A 19,329-nucleotide genomic window follows, 5' to 3' on the forward strand; every position below is an offset into this window, starting at 1 on the left:
GACGCGCGAACGATGTCCACTTCGACTTCGGGAGGTCCCATGCGATTCGCACACGCGATGCTCGCGATGACGCAACCCAGACACGAACGCCGTGCCGGCGGCGTACACAGCGCGATGGGCCGCGCCAGTTACACGCCCGCACCGCCGCTGCCGCCGCTTGTCTCATGGGGGTGGACGTTCATCGTCGCACTCTTCGGCGCATTGTTGCGCATCATCCGCCTCGGTGAGCCGCGCGCCGTCGTCTTCGACGAAACCTATTACGTCAAGGACGCGTGGACGATGCTCAACACGGGCGAGCCGCGCAACTGGCCGGAAAGCGTCACCTATAGCGGCAAGAGCGTGAGCCCGAACATTCCGTTCGCCGACGGCGATGTCAACGGATGGCTCGACACGGCCGAATACGTCGTCCATCCGCCGATGGGCAAATGGTTCATCGCGTGGGGCCTCAACCTGTTCGGCGGCGCGCAGCACGTGTATGCGTGGCGCATCGCGACGGCGGTCGCCGGCGTCGCCGCGATCGTCATCCTCATCCGCCTCGCGCTGCGGTTGTTCCACACGATGCCGATCGCGCTCGGCGCCGGTTTCCTGATGGCAATCGACGGCGTCGGCATCGTCATGAGTCGCACCGGACTGCTTGATAATTTCATCATGGTGCTCGCGCTTGGCGCGTTCATGCTGCTCGTCATGCACCGCGACTGGGCGCGCGCACGCCTGCTCGCGGCAGCCGGCGCGGAAGAAGCCACCGCGAAGCCGCCGCAGATCGCGTGCTCGTGGTACCGCGTCGGCGCCGCCGTGCTCCTCGGGTTGACGACGGGCGTCAAATGGTCGGGCACGTATTTCTTCGCCGTGTTCTGCGTCATCAGCGTCCTATGGGACGCATGGCAGTACCATGAGGCCGGCTACGCCCGCTGGTTCCTCAACGCGGGGCTCGGCACGGGCCTGCTCACCGCGCTGTATATGGTCCCGATCTATGCGCTGAGCTATCTCGCGACATGGATCGGCTGGTTCATCCACCCGGATTCCTATATGCACGACTGGGCGCTCCAACATCCGGGCGAAGGCGTCACGTGGCTCCCCGCAACGCTGCGCTCGTTCGTCGAATACCACCGTGAGATGTGGCAGTTCCATACGACGCTCGACGCGCCGCACGACTACAAGGCGAATCCGCTCACGTGGCCGTTGCAGATCCGTCCGACGAGTTTCTACTGGGAGAAGCTCGACGGACATCCTGGCATGTGCTCGCTCGCACCGCATTCGCAATGCGTCTCGGCGGTCACGTCGCTCGGCAATCCAATCATATGGTGGCTTGGTTCGCTGTGCGCGGTCGTCGCGGTCGGCATCGCGCTGTGGAGGCACGGCGACTGGCGCATCTGGGCCGTGCTCGCCGGCTTCCTCGCCGGCTGGCTGCCGTGGGCGCAATATCTGCACCGTACGACCTTCACGTTCTATTCGATCGTGCTGCTGCCGTGGATCATCCTCGCGATCTGTTATGTGCTCGATTGGATTCGCGAGACCTGCACGCCGGCGCCGTGGCATGCGACATTGTGCTGCGTGCTCGTCGTGACGACGCTCGTCTCGATCTTCTTCTACCCGATCTGGACGGCGCTGCCGGTGCCCTACGAATTCTGGTTGAGCCATATGTGGCTCGATTCGTGGATCTGACGTGCCGTACGCCTATAGTTAGTATGTTGATTGAACGAAGCAGTTCGAGAGGACCGTCGTACACGGTCATCCGGAACTGCACGACGATTCCGATGACTCGACGAAGAGGCGACATGCAGTATTTTGAGACGACATTGACCGGTATCGACGGTTCCGACGCGCGGTTCGCCGGATACATGCCCGACAATTACCCCGATATCGACCCCGACCGACGACGTCCGGCCGTCCTTGTGCTGCCCGGCAGCGGCTATTGGCAGACGACGGACCGCGAAGGCGAACCGATCGCGCTCAAGTTCCTCGCCGAGGACTACAACGCGTTCGTATTGCACTATTCATGCCGACCATCCGTCTATCCGACGTCCGTCCTCGAAGTCGCCGAAGCCGTCCGCCGCATGCACGAGCACGCCGACGATTGGCATATCGACACGTCGCGCATCGCCGTCATCGGCTTCTCCGCGGGCGGTCACCTCGCCGCTGACTTCGCGACGAGCGCCTCCGACGACGTGATGCGCGCCCACGGCTACGATCCGGACATGCTGCGACCGGCCGCGCTGATGCTGTCCTACCCGGTCATCAGCGCCGGCGAACACCGCCACGACGGCAGCTTCCGCGCACTGCTCGGCGAGCGTTACGCCGACCCCGACATGATGCGCGAGGTCTCGATCGAGGAGCACATCGGCGCGAAGACGCCGCCGGTCTTCGTCTGGCACACGGTGCCGGACGACTGCGTGCCGGTCGAGAACACGCTGCTGCTCATCGCCGCCTGCAAGGCCGCGGATGTGCCGATCGAGACGCATCTGTTCCCGACCGGCGGACATGGCCTGTCGCTCGCGACGGCCGAGACCGCATGGGGCGGCACCGACGGCATCGAGCCCGGCGTCGACGTGTGGATTCGGCTCGCGCTCGCGTGGCTTGCGCGCACCTTCGGCACAAGCGGACACGATACAATGTGACGGCACCGTTTCCCGCCCCTCCCCTCACCGGCGCACCGGCGCCCATGCAAAGGACCCATCATGGCAATCGCCGCATGGCAGCAGATCCTCGACCAGTACGGCACCGCGCGCGGGCCGCGCAAACCGCCGCTCGCATCCCATGAGATCACGGCGCGTGACACGACGTCGGGCAAACGGTTCGTCAAGCGCAAACGCATGAGCCAGGAGGAGCGCCATCTGCAGATCCTGCGCGCCGCGTCGAAGATCATCGCCGTGAAAGGCTACTGGGGGATGTCGCTTCAGGACATATCGGACGAGATCGGCATCACCGAGGCCGCGCTCTACCACTACATCGACTCAAAAGAGGACCTGCTGCGCATGGTGCTTGCAGAAGGCTACGACACGACCGAGGCGAACGAATTCGCCGCGTTGAGCGCATCGGCCGTCGACGGCGACGGCCATCGCGTCTACTGCTATCCGCGCTACTGCCTCAACACCGTGCTCTACAACATGCAACGCCCCGAGATGGTCCAGCTCTCGTGTGTGCTCGGCAGCGAGGCGCTCAATCCGGACCATCCGGCGCACCGGTTCTTCACCGGACGCCATATGCGGCTGTGGGAGATGGTCGGTTCGATGAACTGGCTGCTGCCGCACGGCATGACCAACGAACGGTTCTTCGACCTCTATACGCTCGCGCAGTCGGCGATCGATGGGCTGCAGGCGCGCTGGCTCGGCGACGCATCGATCGACCTGCTCGAGGAGTGGGTGCGCTTCAGTGACGTCATCTTCCCGCGCGCGACATGGGAGGGGTATGCCGACCCCAGCGAAATCGCCGTCGGAGACGGACGCCGCCTGCTGCCGCACACATTGCAGGGGCTTGGCTGAACACGACCGGATTCACTCGCCGCGTTGGCGCATGACCTCCTCGACGAACATGTAGTAGGCGCCGACGAGGCCGGCGTTGCCGCTGTGCCGGCACCGCTTGATCTGCGTCTTGAACGGCTTCCAGTCGCGGATCGATTCGAGCGCGTCCTCAAGCATCGGCACAAGCGCGGGTTCGGGGCTGATGCCGCCGCCGATGAGCACGATCTGCGGGTCGACGGCGACGACGGTGTTGAAGACGCCGACGGCGACGTAGTGGAGCCACCGTTCGACGATCGCGCGCACGCGCGGATCGTCGAGTCTGTGGAACAACGTGCTTGGCAGCACCTCGCCGCTGCCGCCGCCGAATTCCTCCGCGTACCATTGCGACAGCCTGAGCGTCGAGACGAAATCGTGCAGCGGCAACGCGCCCGCCGAATCGTAGTTGATGATCATCATGCCGAGTTCGGCGGCACGCCAATCCCTGCCGCGCCGCAGTTTGCCGTCGAGGAAGAGCGCGCCTCCCATGCCGGTGTCGAGCGTGATGAGCACGAAATCGTCGCATTTCTGCGCATTGCCGCTCATCTTCTCCGCCATTGCCGCGCAATTCGCGTCGTTCTCGACCCATGTGGGGATGTCGACGCCAAGGCGCGCGACGAGTTCGGCGCCGACGCGCTGTTTCACGAGGATGCGCAACGCGCCCGCCGTCAACGCCGTCTGCGTCTTCGGATTGATGAAGCCCGGCATGCTGATCGCGATGCCGTCGAGCGGCACACCCAGTTTGCGCACGACCTGCACAAGCGCGTCATAGAATTCGTCAAGTTCGGTGTTCGGCGTCGCGAACGTGCCGGGAATGCCCATACGTCCGTCGGTGAACAGTGCATACCGCGTGAAGTTCGTGTTGATTTCGAACGCGAGCACCTGATGTGCGCCACTCCGTTTCGTCATCGATCGCTCCTCTGTGTCCGTCACCGCCAATTGTAGCGATGACGTGCCGATATCGACCGACGCCTTCAGCGCCTTCAGCGCGTCGGTGCCGCGACAAGCACGTCGTTCTCGTACAGCAGCACCGCGAAGGGGTCGAGCACGATCCGTTCGCCGCCCGTCCGTTCCCATACACGCGTATCGTCGCCGGTGTTCATCACGACCGTGTACACGGTGCCGTCGTCGCCGATGCGGCTCGCGACCTCGACGTCGTCGGGTGCATCGAACGTTGCGACGCCGGTGGCGCGCAGCACATCGTCGAAGAGCGCGTCGATGCCGTCCTCGTCGAGTGCGGTGCCGACGAAGACCGCGCAACCGTCACCGACGTCGTGCGCGGTGACGGCCGGTGTGCCCGCGTAGAAGTCGTCGCCACCGTAGGTCGCGAGTGTACGTGCACCCTCCGGCTCGATGATGCTCGCGACAATCGCCTCTGAGCAGTCGACCGCCGCGCCGCTGGCATCAAGCCGCACCGGCACCGTTGCGCCCGGCGCGACCGCGTCGATCTCCTCGACCCAGACGCCGCATAGGCCGCGCAATGGCACCGGATAGCCGCCTTCGATGACGAGGTCGTGCTCGTCGTGGATGCCGGACATGTATCCGGTCACGAGGACGCCACCACCTTCGACATAGCGTTCGAGGTTGTCGGCGACACCCGGCTTGACCATGATCAACACCGGCGCGACGACAAGGTCGTATCGCCGCAACATTTCAAGGTCGGCTGTGCTTTCGATGACGTCGATGGCGACGTTGCGCTTCCACAGCGCACGGTAGAAGCGGTGCACCTCGTCCGGGTACCGCAGTCCCTGCGTCGGGCCGACGCAGCCTTCAATCGACCAGTAGTTCTCCCAGTCGAAGACGACGGCAACCTTCGCGTCGATATGCGATCCCATGATGCGCTTCGCGCGCGCGGCGACATCGGCACCGAGCGCCGCGACATCGCGGTACGTGCGCGAACGGTCCGAATCGTCATGGCCGATGACGGCGCCGTGGAAGCGCTCGCATCCGCCGATCGACTGCTTGAGCTGGAAGAACTGCACGGTGTCGGCGCCGTGCGCGACCGCCTGCCAGCTGAGTTTGCCGACCTCGCCGGGATGCTTGACCTTGCAGTACGGGAACCAGTTCTGCTGGTTCGGTGTCTGCTCCATCAACATGAACGGCTTACCGCCCCCAACGCCGCGCATGAGGTCATGGCACATCGCCGTGAAGCTCGGCTGCGTGTCCATACCTGGGTAGTTGTCCCAGCTGACGACGTCCATCTCACGGCCCCATGCGAAATAATCGAGGTCCTTGAACGTGCCCATCAGATTCGTCGTGATCGGCGTCGACATGCCGAATTCACGGATCGCGTCACGCTCAAGGCGGAAGCAGTCGAGCATCTGTTCGTTCTGGAAACGGCGGTAGTCGATCTGCAGTCCCGAGATGACACATTTGTCGGTGCCGATGCCGTCGCCATAGGTGACAGGCGGCACGACCTCATCGAAATCATGGATCGTGTGGCTCCAGAAGTTCATGCACCACGCGCGGTTGAGCGCCTCGACGGTGCCGTAGCGCGCACGCAGCCAGTCGCGGAACGCGGCCGCGCAGGTCTCGCAGTAGCAGTAGCCGCCGCCGTTGCCGTATTCGTTGTTGACATGCCATGCGACGATGCCGGAATCGCCGGTATAGCGGCGCGCGACGGCGGACGCGAGCACCCGCGCGCGTTCACGGTATTTCGGCGAGCTCGGGCAGAAGTTGTGTCGGCCGCCAAAGACCTGCCGTGTGCCGTCGGCGCCTATGCGCATCACATGCGGGTAGCGGCGCGCCATCCACGCGGGGATGGCGGCCGTGCCGGTCGCCATGACGATGCGCATATCGCGCGAATCAAGCGCTGCGACGATCGTGTCGAGCATCGAGAAATCGTAGTGTCCTTCGCTTGGTTCGAGGAGCGCCCACGAGAATACATTGATTGTCGCCTCGTTGACATGCGAGCGCCCGAGCAGCTCAAGGTCGTGCTCCCAGCTCTCCTGGGGCCACTGTTCGGGGTTGTAGTCACCACCGAACAGGAAATCGTCGAACATTGCCGTCATCGTCATCACTCCTTCATCGTGTGCATCGTCGTCCTCACACGTGGCACGGGTCGGTCCCGGGGCGTGCGAGCACTGGCAGCGTGTGGTAGTCGTAGCGCTCGGTGTACCAACGTCCCGGCTCGTATTCGGCGCCGGTAATCAGGTTGCGCCATGGGGCGCCGTCTCCGGTGTCAGGCACGTAGAAACGCGCAATGCCTTCGCTGTTGAAGACCGGTGCGACAAGGATGTCGGAACCGAGCATGTATTGCGTGTCGATGTCCTCGCATGTCGGGTCGTCCTGGAATTCGAGCACCATTGCGCGCATCATCGGCACGCCGGTCTCATGCGTCTCGTGCGCGCTGCGTTCAAGATACGGCCGCAGCGAGTCCTTGAGCTCGACGAACTCGCGGCAGACGTCGGCGGCCTCATCGCCATAGAGCCACGGGACCTTGTAGGCGGTCGAACCGTGGTAACGCGAATGCAAGCTGAGCAGGCCGAACTGCGCCCAGCGCTTGTACAGGTCCGGCGTCGCCTCGTCCTCGAATCCGGCGATGCCATGGCTCCAATAGCCGAAGCCGGACATGCCGAAGGACAGGCCCGCACGCAGCGATTCGGCCATCGACGGGTAGTTCGACGAGCAGTCGCCGCCCCGATGCACCGGATAGCATTGGCCACCCACCGTCGCGGAACGGGCGAACAGGATCGCCTTGTCCTTGCCTTTCGTCTCGACGAGCACGTTGTAGACGGCCTTGTTGTACAGCAACGTGTAATAGTTGTGCATGAGCTCGGGATCGGAACCGTCATAGTAGCGCACGTCCTCGGTCGGGATACGCTCTCCGAAGTCGGTCTTGAAGCAGTCGACGCCCATCGCAACGAGCTTCTTGAGATAGCCCTGGTACCACGCGACGGCTTCCGGGTTCGTGAAGTCGACGATCGCCATGCCGGCCTGCCATTTGTCCCACTGCCATACGGAACCGTCAGTGCGCTTGATGAAGTAGCCGTGCTTCGCGCCTTCCTCGAACAACGGGGACTTCTGGCCGATGTACGAGTTGATCCACACGCACACCCTGAGTCCGCGTTCATGCAATTTCGCGAACAGTCCTTCCGGATTGGGGAACTTCGACTCGTCCCATGCGAAATTGCACCATTCGAGCTCCTTCATCCAGCGGCAGTCGAAGTGTAAGACGGACAGCGGAATGTCACGTTCGGCCATGCCATCGACGAAATCGAGCACGTTGCGCTCATCGTAATCGGTCGTGAAACTCGTGCTCAGCCACAGGCCATAGCTCCAGTCCGGCACGAGTGGCGCGCGGCCGGTGAGCGCCGTGTAGTTCGCGAGGACCCCCTTCATATCCGCACCGCCGATGACCGAGTAGCTCAGCTCCTATCCGGGCACCGAGAATTGCACACGCGAGACCTTCTCGGAGCCGACCTCGAACTCCGAGGTTCAACACGGAGGCGCCGTTCTGGCAATTCATGGGGACACTCGCGCGGTTCACCGCACTCAATCTCGTCTTCCTCGCGACACTGCTGCCAGTCGTGACGATAGGCCCTGCACAGGCCGCACTCTACAGCACCCTCTTCCGATACGACGAACACGACGACGTCGACCTCGTCCGCGAATACCTCCGACGGTTCAAACGCGAATTCGCACAAGGGCTCATCAACGGACTGCTGCTGCTCATGCTCGTCGCCGCCGTCATCTTCGGACTCGCGTTCTGGGCAGCATGGGATTCCGACGTCGCATACAGACCACTCATCCTCCTCGTCGCGGGCGCGGTCACAACACTTTTCATCACCGAATACCTGTTCCCGCTCCAAGCGCGCTTCAGCAATCCGATCGGCCGCACATGGAAACTCGCCGCGATGTTCCCCTGGCGCGCATTCGCCTGCTCGTTCGCGCTTGTCATGATTGACACGACCGCGCTCGCACTCGCGTACTTCGTGCCGTTCATACGCGTGCTCATGCTCATATTCGGCATGAGCTGGGTCGCCTATGCGAAATCGCTCATCCTGCTGTGGGGCTTCCGCAAATACGGCGGCCACGGTGAAGTGGAGCGCCCGACATTCGTCAACGCCAACTCGGGCCTGTGAACGCGGGTGCGACGGATGCGGCGGGCGACACCGCCATCCGCCGCCATGAACCTCCGGTGAACAATCCAAGACTTACCCTTCCCCTTTCCTCAACAACCGGCCGCAGCGCTTCCTCCGCTGCGGCCGCCTTCCTTTCCAGCCGCATCTCACTCTCGCCCACTTCCAGTCCTGCCCGCATCGCCCACTTCCGCCGGCCGCTTACCCGCCAGTCACCTCTCCGCAATCCAACTCGCCGCGCACCAGCCCAACTCGCATCACCAAGCCCCTCTCCGCGATACAACCCGCCGCCTCTTCACCCACCTCATATCGCTACGCACTTCACATCCACCCTCCGCGTCCACCTTTCCCACCGTCCACACCCCATCACGACACATCAGATATCAAACTTCAAATATATATCAATCAGTCTTATTTTATACAATAATCATTAGTGTTTACCGATAGCTAAAGCATATCACAGATTATCATGATGACATATTAGTAAGTAAGAGAAATCTCTATATCACAAAGGAGTGAGAGAAATGAAAACTCTTCGGTCTAAAAAGTTTCTCATGCTTATATCAGCATTAATCATAATTCTTCTCGGCGCACCCTTGACCCATGAAGCCAATGCAGCTGAGTCCCCGCAGGAACAGGCATCATATTCGGTCCAGCAAACGGATTCAGGAGTTCTAGTTTCCCTGAGTAACGCTGTATTCAAGAAAAACGCTGACGGCAGCGTTGCAATCCTCTCTCCCGAAGGGAAACAGTTGGATTCATTGCCCTCGAAGTATCTGGGCAACACAATTGAGTACCAACTGATGAACGACTCCGAGCTAGTCGCAACCAAAGGCAAACCAGCTGTGCGCAGCCCGTTCAGCGCATACCGTCAAAGCTACCTCAGCTTTAACGGAGGAGAATATGCTGGCTGCATAGCCAAAACCGCTCTAGGCGCTGGCGTGACCGGCGGCGTCGCCGGGGCAGTGACAGGCCCCGGGGCTGCTGCCGGGCTACTCGGAGGATTGGTCGGAGGCCTTGTCTGGGGACCAATCGGCTGCTGGCTCAAGTAGCGGGAAGTAGGCCATCATGAAGCTGTCTCGCCATCAATGGATTCGTCTCGTCGCCAGCACGGTGGTCTTCGCGATCCTTGACATACTGTGGACGCTGTTCGCCTTTGGCAAGTCAACGTTGCTGAGCTGGCGCGGATGGCTTGGAGTAGCGGTCCTATCGACATTCTTCTTCCTCATAGCAGCATGGTGGATGTCGACCCTTCATCCCCATCGCGGAGAGTGACATTATCCGATTCCGCGGCATTGCACTAACATACACTATGTGTAATGCCGCGTTTTGTATGCCACGATGCAACCACACCCACGTCAGCCCCCCAGCGTCACGCGACACCGCACATCGCGCGACCGCACGTCGCCCACGTCCGCTTAACATCGCGCGTCCGCACACTCTGCGGCATCGCGCGTCACTTATCTCCCCTTTAGCGTCGCGCGACACCGCACGTTGCGCCACCGCACGTCGTATCGTGGCCACCCGCCCCCTCTCCGACACGGACGATTCCGCGCACCCGTATGGCTGCCGTGCTATCCATATTATATAGAGATACACAGGTAATGCACGGCTGTGGCGCATACGCGTCCCCACTCGTCAAGGATTTCCATGGGATTCATTCATTTCATCGCCAATCTGCTCAAGGATCCGCGCTCAGCGATCGCCGGTTGGATCGCGATGGGCGTCGCACCGACGCTCGGGTTCATTTTCCTCATCGTGTTCATTGAAACCGGCGTCGTGTTCTTCCCGTTCCTGCCGGGCGACTCGCTGCTGTTCGCGGCCGGGTTTTTCGCCGCGCCCGACGCCGCGACCGGCGAATCCGCGCTGCCGCTTGCAGCGTTGCTGCCCGTCGTCTGGATCGCGCCGATTCTTGGCGACCAGTGCAACTATTTCATCGGTCACTTCTTCGGTCGCCGCATCATCGAATCCGGCAAAGTCAAGTCGATGACACCTGAGCGGCTCGCGAAGACGGAGACGATGATCGACCGTTGGGGGCCGCTCGCCGTCTTCCTCGGACGGTTCTTCCCGTTCATCCGCACGTTCATGCCGTTCATTTCCGGTATTTCCGGCATGCAGTGGCGGCGGTTCACGCCGTTCTCGGTCCTTGGCGGCCTTGTCTGGTCGTCACTCTTCACGTTGCTCGGCTATTTCTTCGGGGGCATTCCGGTTGTCCAGGAGAATTTCGAACTCGTCATCATCGCGATCCTCGTCATCTCCCTCATTCCGACGTTCGTCGGTTTGTTCAAGGCGAAGTTCGGCAAGAAGAAGACCGCTTCGACGACCGAACTCGCCCATGAGGAGACGACACCGCTCGTCGAGGACCTTCACGACGACAACGACTGAGGGATTCCGCACGTATCTCGGTGTCTTTGGGTGTTCGCGACGCCCAAAGACACCGAGATACGCCGTTTTATCCCCCGAAAACAGTCGATAGCGCCGGATACCGCACCCAAAGATGCGCGGATACCTGCCGCGACACGCGCGACTTGCATTTGTTGGGATGTGCTAGTAGCGTTAAACGAGTTGTCATGCGGAGCACGACAACAACCACGGGGCTGTAGCTCAGTTGGTAGAGCGCTTCGTTCGCATCGAAGAGGTCGTGGTTTCGATTACCATCAGCTCCACGAAGACCGCTGCATTCATTCCACCGCAGCGGTCTTTTTTCGTTTCCACCCGACCTTCGGGACCATACCCTGCTTCGAGTTCAGTGCCGATTGCGTCGGCGACCGCACTCCAGGAATCGTAATCGGTCGCCGAGTCCGCCGCCAACGGGACCGCCGTGTCGTCGGCCGCGGCCGACATGGCCGGACCGATGCCGAAACACAGCATGGCTGCTGCGAGTGCGGCAATGGCACAGGCGAGCGCCCGAAGGGCATGCATGGGTTCCACAAATTGCGGCATCGTTCTCTCTCAATCGAACAAAAACCGTTCACTGATATCCCAGATTGACTTTCGACTATCCGAAATTGACGATATCGCGCACGCATGCGCATACCATCGCGCACCATTTTTTCCGCACGACGGTACGCTCAGGCAAATGTACGCGTACCGCACTGCGGCGTCGGCCGCGTCACATGACGCTGTGCGCGGGTTCCTCGGCGGCGCACAGCGCATACAGCGGCCGCGTCTGCCAATGCGCGTCCACCCACACGACGACACATACGCCGGGCAAGCGGTGCGGAGTGACCCGCATCCATCATCAGTTCTTCGCGGTGACGCGCATCACGATGAACGAGACGACCGCGACGACGATGACGGCGCCGATGAGCGACGGGAAGATCGCCATGCCGCCGAGATGCGGCCCCCAGCTGCCGAAGAGGCCCTGTCCGATCGCCGAACCCGCGAGTCCGGCGACGATGTTCGCGATCCATCCCATCGAACCGCTGCGGTTCGTGATCGCTCCCGCGATGGCTCCAATGATTGCACCTACGATGAGTGTCCAAATCCAATACATGATCGTTGTCCTTTACATCTTGTCCCCAAAGCCCCGGATGAACCTTGAACTACTGACCACTGTACGGGAGAGGACCTCGATTTCGTTGGAATTTCACACCTTTTATGCTACTGCGGCAATATCACGCAACGGTCAGCTTGGGGTGGTACGTCAGCGCGGACACACTCCGCAAGACATCGTTTTGGTCTGTTTTTTGGTCTGAAAACCGCAACGGAAATTAGACCGTCATGCGCAGGTAACACAAGCGCCTTAGCTTGCCTCCCATACACACCGGCAACCGCATCCGCCCGGGACACCGGACCACAAGAGGGAGGGCACGATGGCCGTGAAGACCACGATCCTAGACATGAACCGATTCGACGCGGCGAACCTCGACGCGCTTGACGCCCGCAAACGCTCGCTCATCGAACGGCGCGCCGCATTGGGCGGCGGCTACCGACTCTTCTACCGGGACCCGATCGAGGTCGTGCGCGGCGTCGGCACGCATGTGTTCGACGAACAGGGCACCGATTACCTCGACGCCTACAACAACGTCGTCTCGGTCGGCCACTGCCATCCGCACGTCGTCGAGGCGGTCAGCCGCCAGGCCGGTATGCTCAACACGCATACGCGCTATCTGCATGAGACGATCCTCGACTATTCGGAGGCGCTCCTCGCGAAACTGCCGGCTGAAATCGACCGCATCACCTACCAATGCACCGGCTCCGAGGCCAACGACCTCGCGATTCGCATCGCAAGGAACTACACCGGCGCCGAGGGCATCATCGTCACGAGCGAGGCGTACCACGGCAACACCGACCTCGTCTCCGGCTTCTCACCGTCGATCGGCATGGGGCAGGAGCTCTCTCCGGCGTGCCGCCTGCTGCCGACGCCGGACACGCACATCCACGGCGACATCGCGGTCGGCGATTTCATCGTCGAGCAGCTCAAGGCATGCATCGCCGATCTTCGCGCGAACGGCATCGGCTTCGCCGGCCTGCTCGTCGATTCGATATTCTCGTCCGACGGCATCTGCCCCGGCAAGGCCGGCTGGCTCAAGAAGGTCGCCGACACCGTGCACGAGGAAGGCGGCCTGGTCATCGCAGACGAAGTGCAGCCCGGCTTCTGCCGCACCGGCGACGCGTTCTGGGGCTTCGCACGCCACGGTTTCGTCCCCGACATCGTGACGATGGGCAAGCCGATGGCGAACGGCATCGCGTGCTCGGCGACCGCGGTCCGCCACGAGATCCTCGACGCGTTCACGGCGAACATCCCGTATTTCAACACCTTCGCCGGCAACCCGGTCGCGATGGCGGCCGCGAAGGCGACGCTCGAGGTCATGGACGGCGAGGACCTCATCGGCAACGCGCGCCGCATCGGGTCGATGTTCGTCTCGCAACTCGAAGGACTCGCCGTTGGCCATCCGTCGATCGCCGACGTGCGCGGCGCGGGCCTGTACATCGGCGTCGAATTCGATGACCCCGCGACAGGCGACCCGATGGGCGCCGAGACGCTCGCACTCATCGAGCAGATGCGCCAACGCCGCGTCCTCACGTCGAACTGCGGAGCATACGGCAACATCCTCAAGATCCGCACACCGCTCGTCTTCAGCGCCGCCGACGTCGACCGCTATATGACGGCGCTTGAGGATTCGCTCACCGCACTCCACATCTGACACCCACCACAGCACACATCACCACACACACGACAGGAGACCATCATGGGAAAGCTGGACAACAAGGTCGCGATTGTCACCGGCGCGTCGAAAGGAATCGGCTCCGGCATCGCGCAGGTGTTCGCCGAGCAGGGCGCACGCGTTGTGCTCGCGGCGCGCGGCAACGACGTCCTCGACGCGGCCGCCGCCTTGCGCGACGCCGGATACGACGCGCAAGGCGTGCAATGCGACGTGACCGTCCCCGAGGACTGCGCGCGCCTCGTGCGCACGACGACCGACGCCTACGGCCGCGTCGACATCCTCGACTGCAACGCCGGCATTTGCAGACTCGGCAGTTTCCTCGAGGAATCCGATTCATGGCGCGACGCGCACATCGACGTCAACATCAATGGTGTATGGAACATGTGCAAAGCCGCGATCCCCGCGATGATCGACGCGGGTGGCGGCGCCGTCGTCATCACCTCATCGGTCACAGGCGACCTCGTCGCCGATCCCGGCGAAGCGGCGTACGCGATGACGAAGGCCGCGCTCGTCGGGCTCACGAAGGCGCTCGCGCGCGAATTCGCCGACCGGCATGTGCGCGTCAACTGCATATGCCCGGGGTACATCCGCACACCGCTCGTCGAAGGCATGGCCGCTCAATCCGACCCCGACGACCCCGAGCGCGCGATCGGCGCGATCGCGGGCGCGGTGCCGCTCGGACGCCTCGGCACACCGCACGAATGCGGCGAACTGTGCGCGTTCCTCGCGAGCGACGAAGCGAGTTACATCACCGGGACCCAAGTCGTCATCGACGGCGGATCGACACTCCCCGAGACCACATCAATGGGACAGTGAACACGCGCGCGGCACAGCACAAGCACACTTCACCCACCACACTACGAAAGGAGCGCACATGTCCGTATTCGAGAACACGAAAGTCTTCGACGATGTCGCCGGCGAAGCCATCCAGGCCTATCCACTGAGCGCGGGCGCGCACGCGCGGCTGCTGCAGCTTTCGGAGAACGCGACGTATCTCGTCGAGGACGCGCACGGCGCACCCGAAGGCATCCTGCGCGTGGGGCGTCCCGGATACCATACGCTCGACGAATACCGCAGCGAAATGGCGTGGCTCCGCCAGATCAACGACTACACGCCGCTCATCGTCGCGAATCCGCTGCGCGCGGACGACGGTTCGGACATCCAGATCGTCCACGCGGGCGACGGCGACGACTATTTCTGCGTCATGTACGAGTTCCTCACGGGAAGTGCGCCCGATGAGAACGACGAAGCCGCCGCCGTCCGCCAGTTCCGCGCGCTCGGCGAAACGACCGCGTATCTGCACCGGCAGACGGAGATCTGGAACGGCACACGCGAGCTCACACGTTGGGAGTGGACGTATGACACAATCCTCGGTGACGGCGCGATCTGGGGCGATTGGCGCGCGATGCCGGGACTGACGGATGCGAACATCGCCGAGTTCTCACGCTGCTGCGACGTCATCCGCCGCCGCCTTGAGCGGTACGGGCGCAACGAGCACAACTACGGGCTCATCCACGCCGATCTGCGCGTCGCGAACCTGCTCGTCGAGGGCGAGCAGATCAAAGTCATCGATTTCGACGATTGTGGGTTCGGTTGGTATCTGCACGACCTCGCGAGCGCACTGTCGTTCATCGAGACGAAGCCGATCGTCCCCGACCTCGTCAACGCGTGGCTTGACGGCTACCGCAAGGTCATGCCGTTCACCGACACCGATTTCCTGGAGATCGACACGTTCATCATGATGCGCAGGCTGCAGCTTATGGCGTGGATCGGCTCCCATCTCGATTCCGACCCCGTCAAGGAGCTCGCGGAGGGCTACATCGACGGCACGACGGAGCTCGCCGACCGCTATCTGCGGCTTTTCGGCTGAGCCGCCCCCGCACATCCCATCTGTTCCGACATCGGTCAACCAATCAACCGACCAACCAATCAACGATATCCATCGATTTTGCATGAGCCAACCATGGGATAAGAGAAAACAGAGAGGAGCAGCCATGTCTGCGACAACGAAACCCACATCGATAGAGACGGCATCGAGTACCGCGGCGGACGTCGACGGGCGCACGGAAGGAGGATTGAAGAAAAGCCTGCGCCTGCTGTTCGTCTACACGTTGGCGACAGGTGCGATCTTCACGTTCGTCTGTTATTGGGACGGCATCTTCCTTTCCTATTGCGGCCCCGGCACATGGCTCGGTTTCCTGTTGATGACGGCGATGGTACTGCCGATCGGCTTCGTCTACGCGGAACTCTCGACGATGCTGCCAAGCACCGGCTCGTGTCTCGTCTTCAACACGGTCGGCATGAACAAGCACGCGGGCTTCTGGTCCGCATGGCTCATCATGTGCGCGTGGCTCGCGGTGCCCGCGGCGGGTGTGCTCGGCATCCTCGAATGGCTCAACTACCAGTTCCTCGACAACGGCCTGACCGGCTCATATGCGGTCATCGTCGGCGCCGTGCTGCTGTGCCTGTGGTGCCTCGTGAGCCTGTGCAAGAACGTCGTCGCCGGCGGCCTGCAGACGGCGATGCTGTTCATCGCGATCGGCGGCCTGCTCGTCACGTCCGCGTTGTTCTTCTTCTCGGGCCATTGGAGCCTGTCGAACTTCTCATCGTTCTTCGCGAACGCGAACGCCGGCGACTACGGCATCGGCCTCGGCTGGATCATCGGCTGCGCGTTCCTCATCACCCCGTACTTCGGTTTCGAAACGGTCCCGGCGATGGTCGAGGAGGGCACGTTCCCGATCAAGGACCAGAAGAAGGCGATCCTTGGGTCGGTCCTCACATGCGGCATCATCTACGCGATCTTCTACCTCGCCGAGGCGGGCTGCATCGACTGGAACACGTATGCGTTCGACAGCGCGCCGTTCGTGACGTTCGAGACGCTCAAGCTCGTGTTCCCGGATGCCGGCTGGATGGGCTGGTTCGTCGTCGCGCTCGGCATCTTCGGCGTCGTCTTCCCGATCGGCACATCGGTGCTCGGCTTCTGGTATTCGGCCGTGCGCATGCTCTTCGCGATGGGCAGGCAGAACTTCCTGCCGAAGTCGTTCGCGAAATGCAACCGCTACGGCCAGCCGGTCATCCCGAACCTGCTCATCCTCGCAATCAGCATCGGGTTCCTCGCAATGCAATCGATCACCGCGTTCTTCGACCTCATGGCGTTCGCGTGCGCGATCTGCTACGCGATGAGCAGCATCTCGGCGATCCTCCTCGATGTGCGCCATCCTGAATGGGAACGCCCCTACCGTGCTCCGGGCGGCATCGCGATGAAGGTCGCGTCGCTCGTCATCTCGCTGGCTGTCGCCGTGTTCTGCTGCATCGGCATCGGCGTCGAGACGTGGGTCGGTTTCGCCGGCTACATGGGCGTCGGCCTCGTGCTGTGGTGCGCGATGCTCGCCAAATGGCGCGTCAAAGGCAAGGATTCGACCGTCTGGATGCGCACACCTGCAGGCGTCATCGAATACTGACGAATACGTCCCCTCCCCAACCAAGCCCGGGCGTCGCTTTCCCTCCTTCTCAAGCGGCGCCCGCTTTCCCTGTCCCCACCACATCCGCCATCCATATCCATCCCACACCATCCCCGCACACTTTGGAGGAACGATGAAGGAAATCGAATTCATCATCAACGGCGAAAAACTTGAAACGCTCAAGCATGTGCTCGACCAATGCGGCGGCCGCGGCATCACGATGACGTCGGCGATGGGCTACGGCCACCAACACGGTCTCAAACAGGTCTATACGCGCGACGACCGCCAAGGTGTCGCGTTGCTGCCGAAGATCAGCGTCCGCACCGTCGTCCCCGACACCGAAGTCGACGGCATCATCGACTCGGTCGTCAACCGTCTGTCGACATCGAGCTTCGGCGACGGCAAGATCTTCGTCCGCGACGTCGCGCAGGCGGTGCGCATCCGCACGAACGAACGCGGTGACGACGCGCTGTGAGCGCTCGCGCCGTTCGTTACATCATCCGGGTATCGTCATCGGCAACGACGACAACGATTGCGAGGGTGATATGGCGGACGGTGGGACGACGACGGGGCGCGCATTGAGCGCGACCGTCAGCCGCGCAATCCACGACATCCATCTGCTCGCGAACGTCGACGAACTACGCGTCGGCGACCGTCTTCCCGCGGAACGTGCGCTCGCCGAACGCCTCCAGGTGTCACGTTCGACGGTGCGCGCGGCGCTCAAGGCGATGCGCGAGCGCGGCGAAATCGTGACGCGCGGCGGTCGCGCGGGCACCGTCATCGCCGCCGACATCGCGCACACCGCGCTCCCGTCGCGCATCGACGTCAACGCGAAATCGGCGCGCGTCATCGACAGGACGTCCGCGAGCACCTCGGGACTGCCACATATGCTCGCGTCGCAGGGCAAATCGTGCGTCACGACGGTGCTCGACGCGCGCGTGCAGCGTTGCGACGAGCGCATATGCACGATGTTCCATTGTGCGTCGTCGCAGCCGCTCATCCGTGTCGAACGTGCGCGCGCGATCGGCAACGTGCCGATCTCCTATGAACAGACGTATCTCGATCCGCGTGGATACCCGGATTTCCTTGATTTCGACATGACCGCGTCGATCTACCAACTGCTGCAGTTCAACTACGGTACCGTCATCCACGCGGTCGAGGAGACAATCGAGATGATTCCGGGGTTCGGGCGCCCTGCGCGCGCATTGCGCACCGCGAGCGGCACCCCGCTGCTGTACGTGTGCTCCCGTGCGACGGACGCGTTCGGCAACACCGTCGTCGTCTCCGACGACATCTATCCGGCCGCGCATGTGCGGCTGACGACGTCGCGCACGTTGGGCTGACAACGTAAGCGCCACCGTGACGCGTGCCGCGCGTCGCTTACGCGAGCGGCGCGAGGCGGTCGTACATGCGCTGCACCATGCGGTTGAGCGATTCCGGCGTGATGTCGTCGTAGTTCTCGGTTGTCGTGTACCCCGGCCCCGGCACATAGCCGCCGGCGAGATACCCCGTCATGACAACCGTCGTCATGCCGGACGCGACGGCGGACGTGCGCCCGCTCATCGAATCCTCAAACGCGACGCAGCACGGCAGCAGCACGTCGGGAATGCCGAGTTTTACCGCAGCAAGCTCGTATGGCGCCGGATCGGGCTTCTTCGCCACATCGTCATCACCGCACACATAGCCGGCGAACGCGCCCGCCGGCGCCTGTGCGATAAGGTTCTCGGCGAGGTCGCGCGGCGACGTCGTCACGAGCATCGACGGGACGCCCGCGTCACGCAACTGCTCAAGCAGGCGGCGCACGCCAGGGATCCACGGCAGTTGCTTCTTCTCCTCGTCGGCCACGTATTGGATCATGCGGCGGCCGATCTCCTCGGGTGGCAGCGGGCATCCGAGGTCGGCCATCTCCTGCGCGATCTGCGGCACCGGCCGGCCCGAACCACCTTCCGCCAGCTGCTTCGTCCAGTGGCCGCCGTATTCGCGCACAAGCCTCAACTCGCCCTCATGCCACAGCGGCTCGGAGTCGATGAGCGTGCCATCCATGTCCCAGAACACGCCCTGCAATGCCTCGATCTTGGCGGCGCTGCTTTCCTGAACGCCCATGCACGCCTCTTTCCGTCGT

At 62.6% G+C, this 19,329-nt stretch carries 17 protein-coding genes and 1 tRNA gene; 13 read left to right on the forward strand and 5 right to left on the reverse strand.

The genetic code is table 11. From position 1 onward, the window contains the following. The first annotated feature begins 114 nt into the window (after positions 1–114). From B1526_RS01105 to B1526_RS01115, 3 genes are all read left to right on the forward strand, one after another. Positions 115–1,662, forward strand: a complete 1,548-nt coding sequence (locus B1526_RS01105) for a dolichyl-phosphate-mannose--protein mannosyltransferase (RefSeq protein WP_235606976.1) — start codon at positions 115–117, stop codon at positions 1,660–1,662. A 113-nt stretch (positions 1,663–1,775) separates the two neighbouring features. Next, positions 1,776–2,615 (forward strand): alpha/beta hydrolase, encoded by an 840-nt coding sequence (locus B1526_RS01110; RefSeq protein ID WP_095614298.1) that lies wholly within the window; start codon positions 1,776–1,778, stop codon positions 2,613–2,615. A 60-nt stretch (positions 2,616–2,675) separates the two neighbouring features. Further along, a complete protein-coding gene (locus B1526_RS01115; protein WP_095614299.1) occupies positions 2,676–3,479 on the forward strand; it encodes a TetR/AcrR family transcriptional regulator in 804 nt (267 codons plus the stop codon). A 12-nt stretch (positions 3,480–3,491) separates the two neighbouring features. Here the strand turns inward: B1526_RS01115 and B1526_RS01120 are convergent, their stop codons facing one another. The 3 genes from B1526_RS01120 to yicI form a co-directional block, all read right to left on the reverse strand. Next, the gene (locus B1526_RS01120; protein ID WP_095614300.1) at positions 3,492–4,403 is read right to left on the reverse strand and encodes an ROK family protein; all 912 of its coding nucleotides are present in this window, start codon (positions 4,401–4,403) and stop codon (positions 3,492–3,494) included. A 74-nt stretch (positions 4,404–4,477) separates the two neighbouring features. Beyond that, on the reverse strand, positions 4,478–6,505 hold the full coding sequence (locus tag B1526_RS01125) for a beta-galactosidase (protein WP_095614341.1): 2,028 nt from the start codon (positions 6,503–6,505) through the stop codon (positions 4,478–4,480). Positions 6,506–6,539: 34 nt separating this feature from the next. Continuing rightward, positions 6,540–7,865, reverse strand: a complete 1,326-nt coding sequence (gene yicI / locus B1526_RS01130) for an alpha-xylosidase (protein WP_268802217.1) — start codon at positions 7,863–7,865, stop codon at positions 6,540–6,542. Between the two features lie 95 nt (positions 7,866–7,960). Between yicI and B1526_RS01135 the strand changes: the two genes are divergently transcribed. The 4 genes from B1526_RS01135 (at position 7,961) to B1526_RS01150 (ending at position 11,241) form a co-directional block, all read left to right on the forward strand. Beyond that, positions 7,961–8,578 carry a YesL family protein gene (locus B1526_RS01135; protein WP_095614301.1) on the forward strand — a complete coding sequence of 206 codons (618 nt, stop codon included), beginning with the start codon at positions 7,961–7,963 and terminating at the stop codon, positions 8,576–8,578. Positions 8,579–9,099: 521 nt separating this feature from the next. Next, positions 9,100–9,627, forward strand: coding sequence for a hypothetical protein (locus B1526_RS01140; protein ID WP_095614302.1), 528 nt, complete (start codon positions 9,100–9,102; stop codon positions 9,625–9,627). A 598-nt stretch (positions 9,628–10,225) separates the two neighbouring features. Continuing rightward, positions 10,226–10,960 carry a DedA family protein gene (locus B1526_RS01145; protein WP_095614303.1) on the forward strand — a complete coding sequence of 245 codons (735 nt, stop codon included), beginning with the start codon at positions 10,226–10,228 and terminating at the stop codon, positions 10,958–10,960. Positions 10,961–11,168: 208 nt separating this feature from the next. Next, positions 11,169–11,241, forward strand: a tRNA-Ala gene (locus tag B1526_RS01150). A 575-nt stretch (positions 11,242–11,816) separates the two neighbouring features. Here B1526_RS01150 and B1526_RS01155 read toward each other — a convergent pair. After that, entirely contained in the window at positions 11,817–12,071 is a 255-nt protein-coding gene (locus B1526_RS01155) for a GlsB/YeaQ/YmgE family stress response membrane protein (RefSeq protein WP_095614304.1), read from the reverse strand. A gap of 319 nt (positions 12,072–12,390) precedes the next feature. Between B1526_RS01155 and B1526_RS01165 the strand changes: the two genes are divergently transcribed. From B1526_RS01165 to B1526_RS01190, 6 genes are all read left to right on the forward strand, one after another. Beyond that, entirely contained in the window at positions 12,391–13,725 is a 1,335-nt protein-coding gene (locus tag B1526_RS01165; RefSeq protein ID WP_095614306.1) for an aspartate aminotransferase family protein, read from the forward strand. A gap of 45 nt (positions 13,726–13,770) precedes the next feature. After that, positions 13,771–14,562, forward strand: coding sequence for an SDR family oxidoreductase UcpA (gene ucpA / locus B1526_RS01170; RefSeq protein ID WP_095614307.1), 792 nt, complete (start codon positions 13,771–13,773; stop codon positions 14,560–14,562). Positions 14,563–14,620: 58 nt separating this feature from the next. Further along, the gene (locus B1526_RS01175) at positions 14,621–15,616 is read left to right on the forward strand and encodes a phosphotransferase enzyme family protein (RefSeq protein WP_095614308.1); all 996 of its coding nucleotides are present in this window, start codon (positions 14,621–14,623) and stop codon (positions 15,614–15,616) included. 124 nt (positions 15,617–15,740) lie between these two features. Next, entirely contained in the window at positions 15,741–17,207 is a 1,467-nt protein-coding gene (locus tag B1526_RS01180; protein WP_157908664.1) for an APC family permease, read from the forward strand. Positions 17,208–17,340: 133 nt separating this feature from the next. Then, positions 17,341–17,682 (forward strand): P-II family nitrogen regulator, encoded by a 342-nt coding sequence (locus B1526_RS01185; RefSeq protein WP_095614310.1) that lies wholly within the window; start codon positions 17,341–17,343, stop codon positions 17,680–17,682. Beyond that, complete coding sequence (locus B1526_RS01190) at positions 17,666–18,550, forward strand: GntR family transcriptional regulator (protein WP_095614311.1); 885 nt, start codon at positions 17,666–17,668, stop codon at positions 18,548–18,550. Before B1526_RS01185 ends, B1526_RS01190 begins: the two co-directional genes overlap by 17 nt. A 37-nt stretch (positions 18,551–18,587) precedes the next feature. On the opposite strand, the gene B1526_RS01195 is transcribed toward B1526_RS01190, so the two are convergent. Then, positions 18,588–19,310 carry an HAD family hydrolase gene (locus B1526_RS01195; RefSeq protein WP_095614312.1) on the reverse strand — a complete coding sequence of 241 codons (723 nt, stop codon included), beginning with the start codon at positions 19,308–19,310 and terminating at the stop codon, positions 18,588–18,590. Positions 19,311–19,329: the final 19 nt, after the last annotated feature.

Origin of the sequence: Bifidobacterium criceti, assembly GCF_002286935.1 — a bacterium.
GTDB lineage: Bacteria > Actinomycetota > Actinomycetes > Actinomycetales > Bifidobacteriaceae > Bifidobacterium > Bifidobacterium criceti.

Bases quoted from the DNA above. Each gene is read 5' to 3' on its own strand.
- B1526_RS01145 (WP_095614303.1), top strand. From the start codon at position 10,226: ATGGGATTCATTCATTTCATCGCCAATCTGCTCAAGGATCCGCGCTCA.
- ucpA (WP_095614307.1), top strand. From the start codon at position 13,771: ATGGGAAAGCTGGACAACAAGGTCGCGATTGTCACCGGCGCGTCGAAA.
- B1526_RS01165 (WP_095614306.1), top strand. From the start codon at position 12,391: ATGGCCGTGAAGACCACGATCCTAGACATGAACCGATTCGACGCGGCG.
- B1526_RS01140 (WP_095614302.1), top strand. From the start codon at position 9,100: ATGAAAACTCTTCGGTCTAAAAAGTTTCTCATGCTTATATCAGCATTA.
- B1526_RS01195 (WP_095614312.1), bottom strand. From the start codon at position 19,310: ATGGGCGTTCAGGAAAGCAGCGCCGCCAAGATCGAGGCATTGCAGGGC.
- B1526_RS01105 (WP_235606976.1), top strand. From the start codon at position 115: ATGGGCCGCGCCAGTTACACGCCCGCACCGCCGCTGCCGCCGCTTGTC.
- B1526_RS01125 (WP_095614341.1), bottom strand. From the start codon at position 6,505: ATGACGGCAATGTTCGACGATTTCCTGTTCGGTGGTGACTACAACCCC.
- B1526_RS01155 (WP_095614304.1), bottom strand. From the start codon at position 12,071: ATGTATTGGATTTGGACACTCATCGTAGGTGCAATCATTGGAGCCATC.
- B1526_RS01185 (WP_095614310.1), top strand. From the start codon at position 17,341: ATGAAGGAAATCGAATTCATCATCAACGGCGAAAAACTTGAAACGCTC.
- B1526_RS01175 (WP_095614308.1), top strand. From the start codon at position 14,621: ATGTCCGTATTCGAGAACACGAAAGTCTTCGACGATGTCGCCGGCGAA.
- B1526_RS01115 (WP_095614299.1), top strand. From the start codon at position 2,676: ATGGCAATCGCCGCATGGCAGCAGATCCTCGACCAGTACGGCACCGCG.
- B1526_RS01135 (WP_095614301.1), top strand. From the start codon at position 7,961: ATGGGGACACTCGCGCGGTTCACCGCACTCAATCTCGTCTTCCTCGCG.
- B1526_RS01110 (WP_095614298.1), top strand. From the start codon at position 1,776: ATGCAGTATTTTGAGACGACATTGACCGGTATCGACGGTTCCGACGCG.
- B1526_RS01120 (WP_095614300.1), bottom strand. From the start codon at position 4,403: ATGACGAAACGGAGTGGCGCACATCAGGTGCTCGCGTTCGAAATCAAC.
- B1526_RS01180 (WP_157908664.1), top strand. From the start codon at position 15,741: ATGTCTGCGACAACGAAACCCACATCGATAGAGACGGCATCGAGTACC.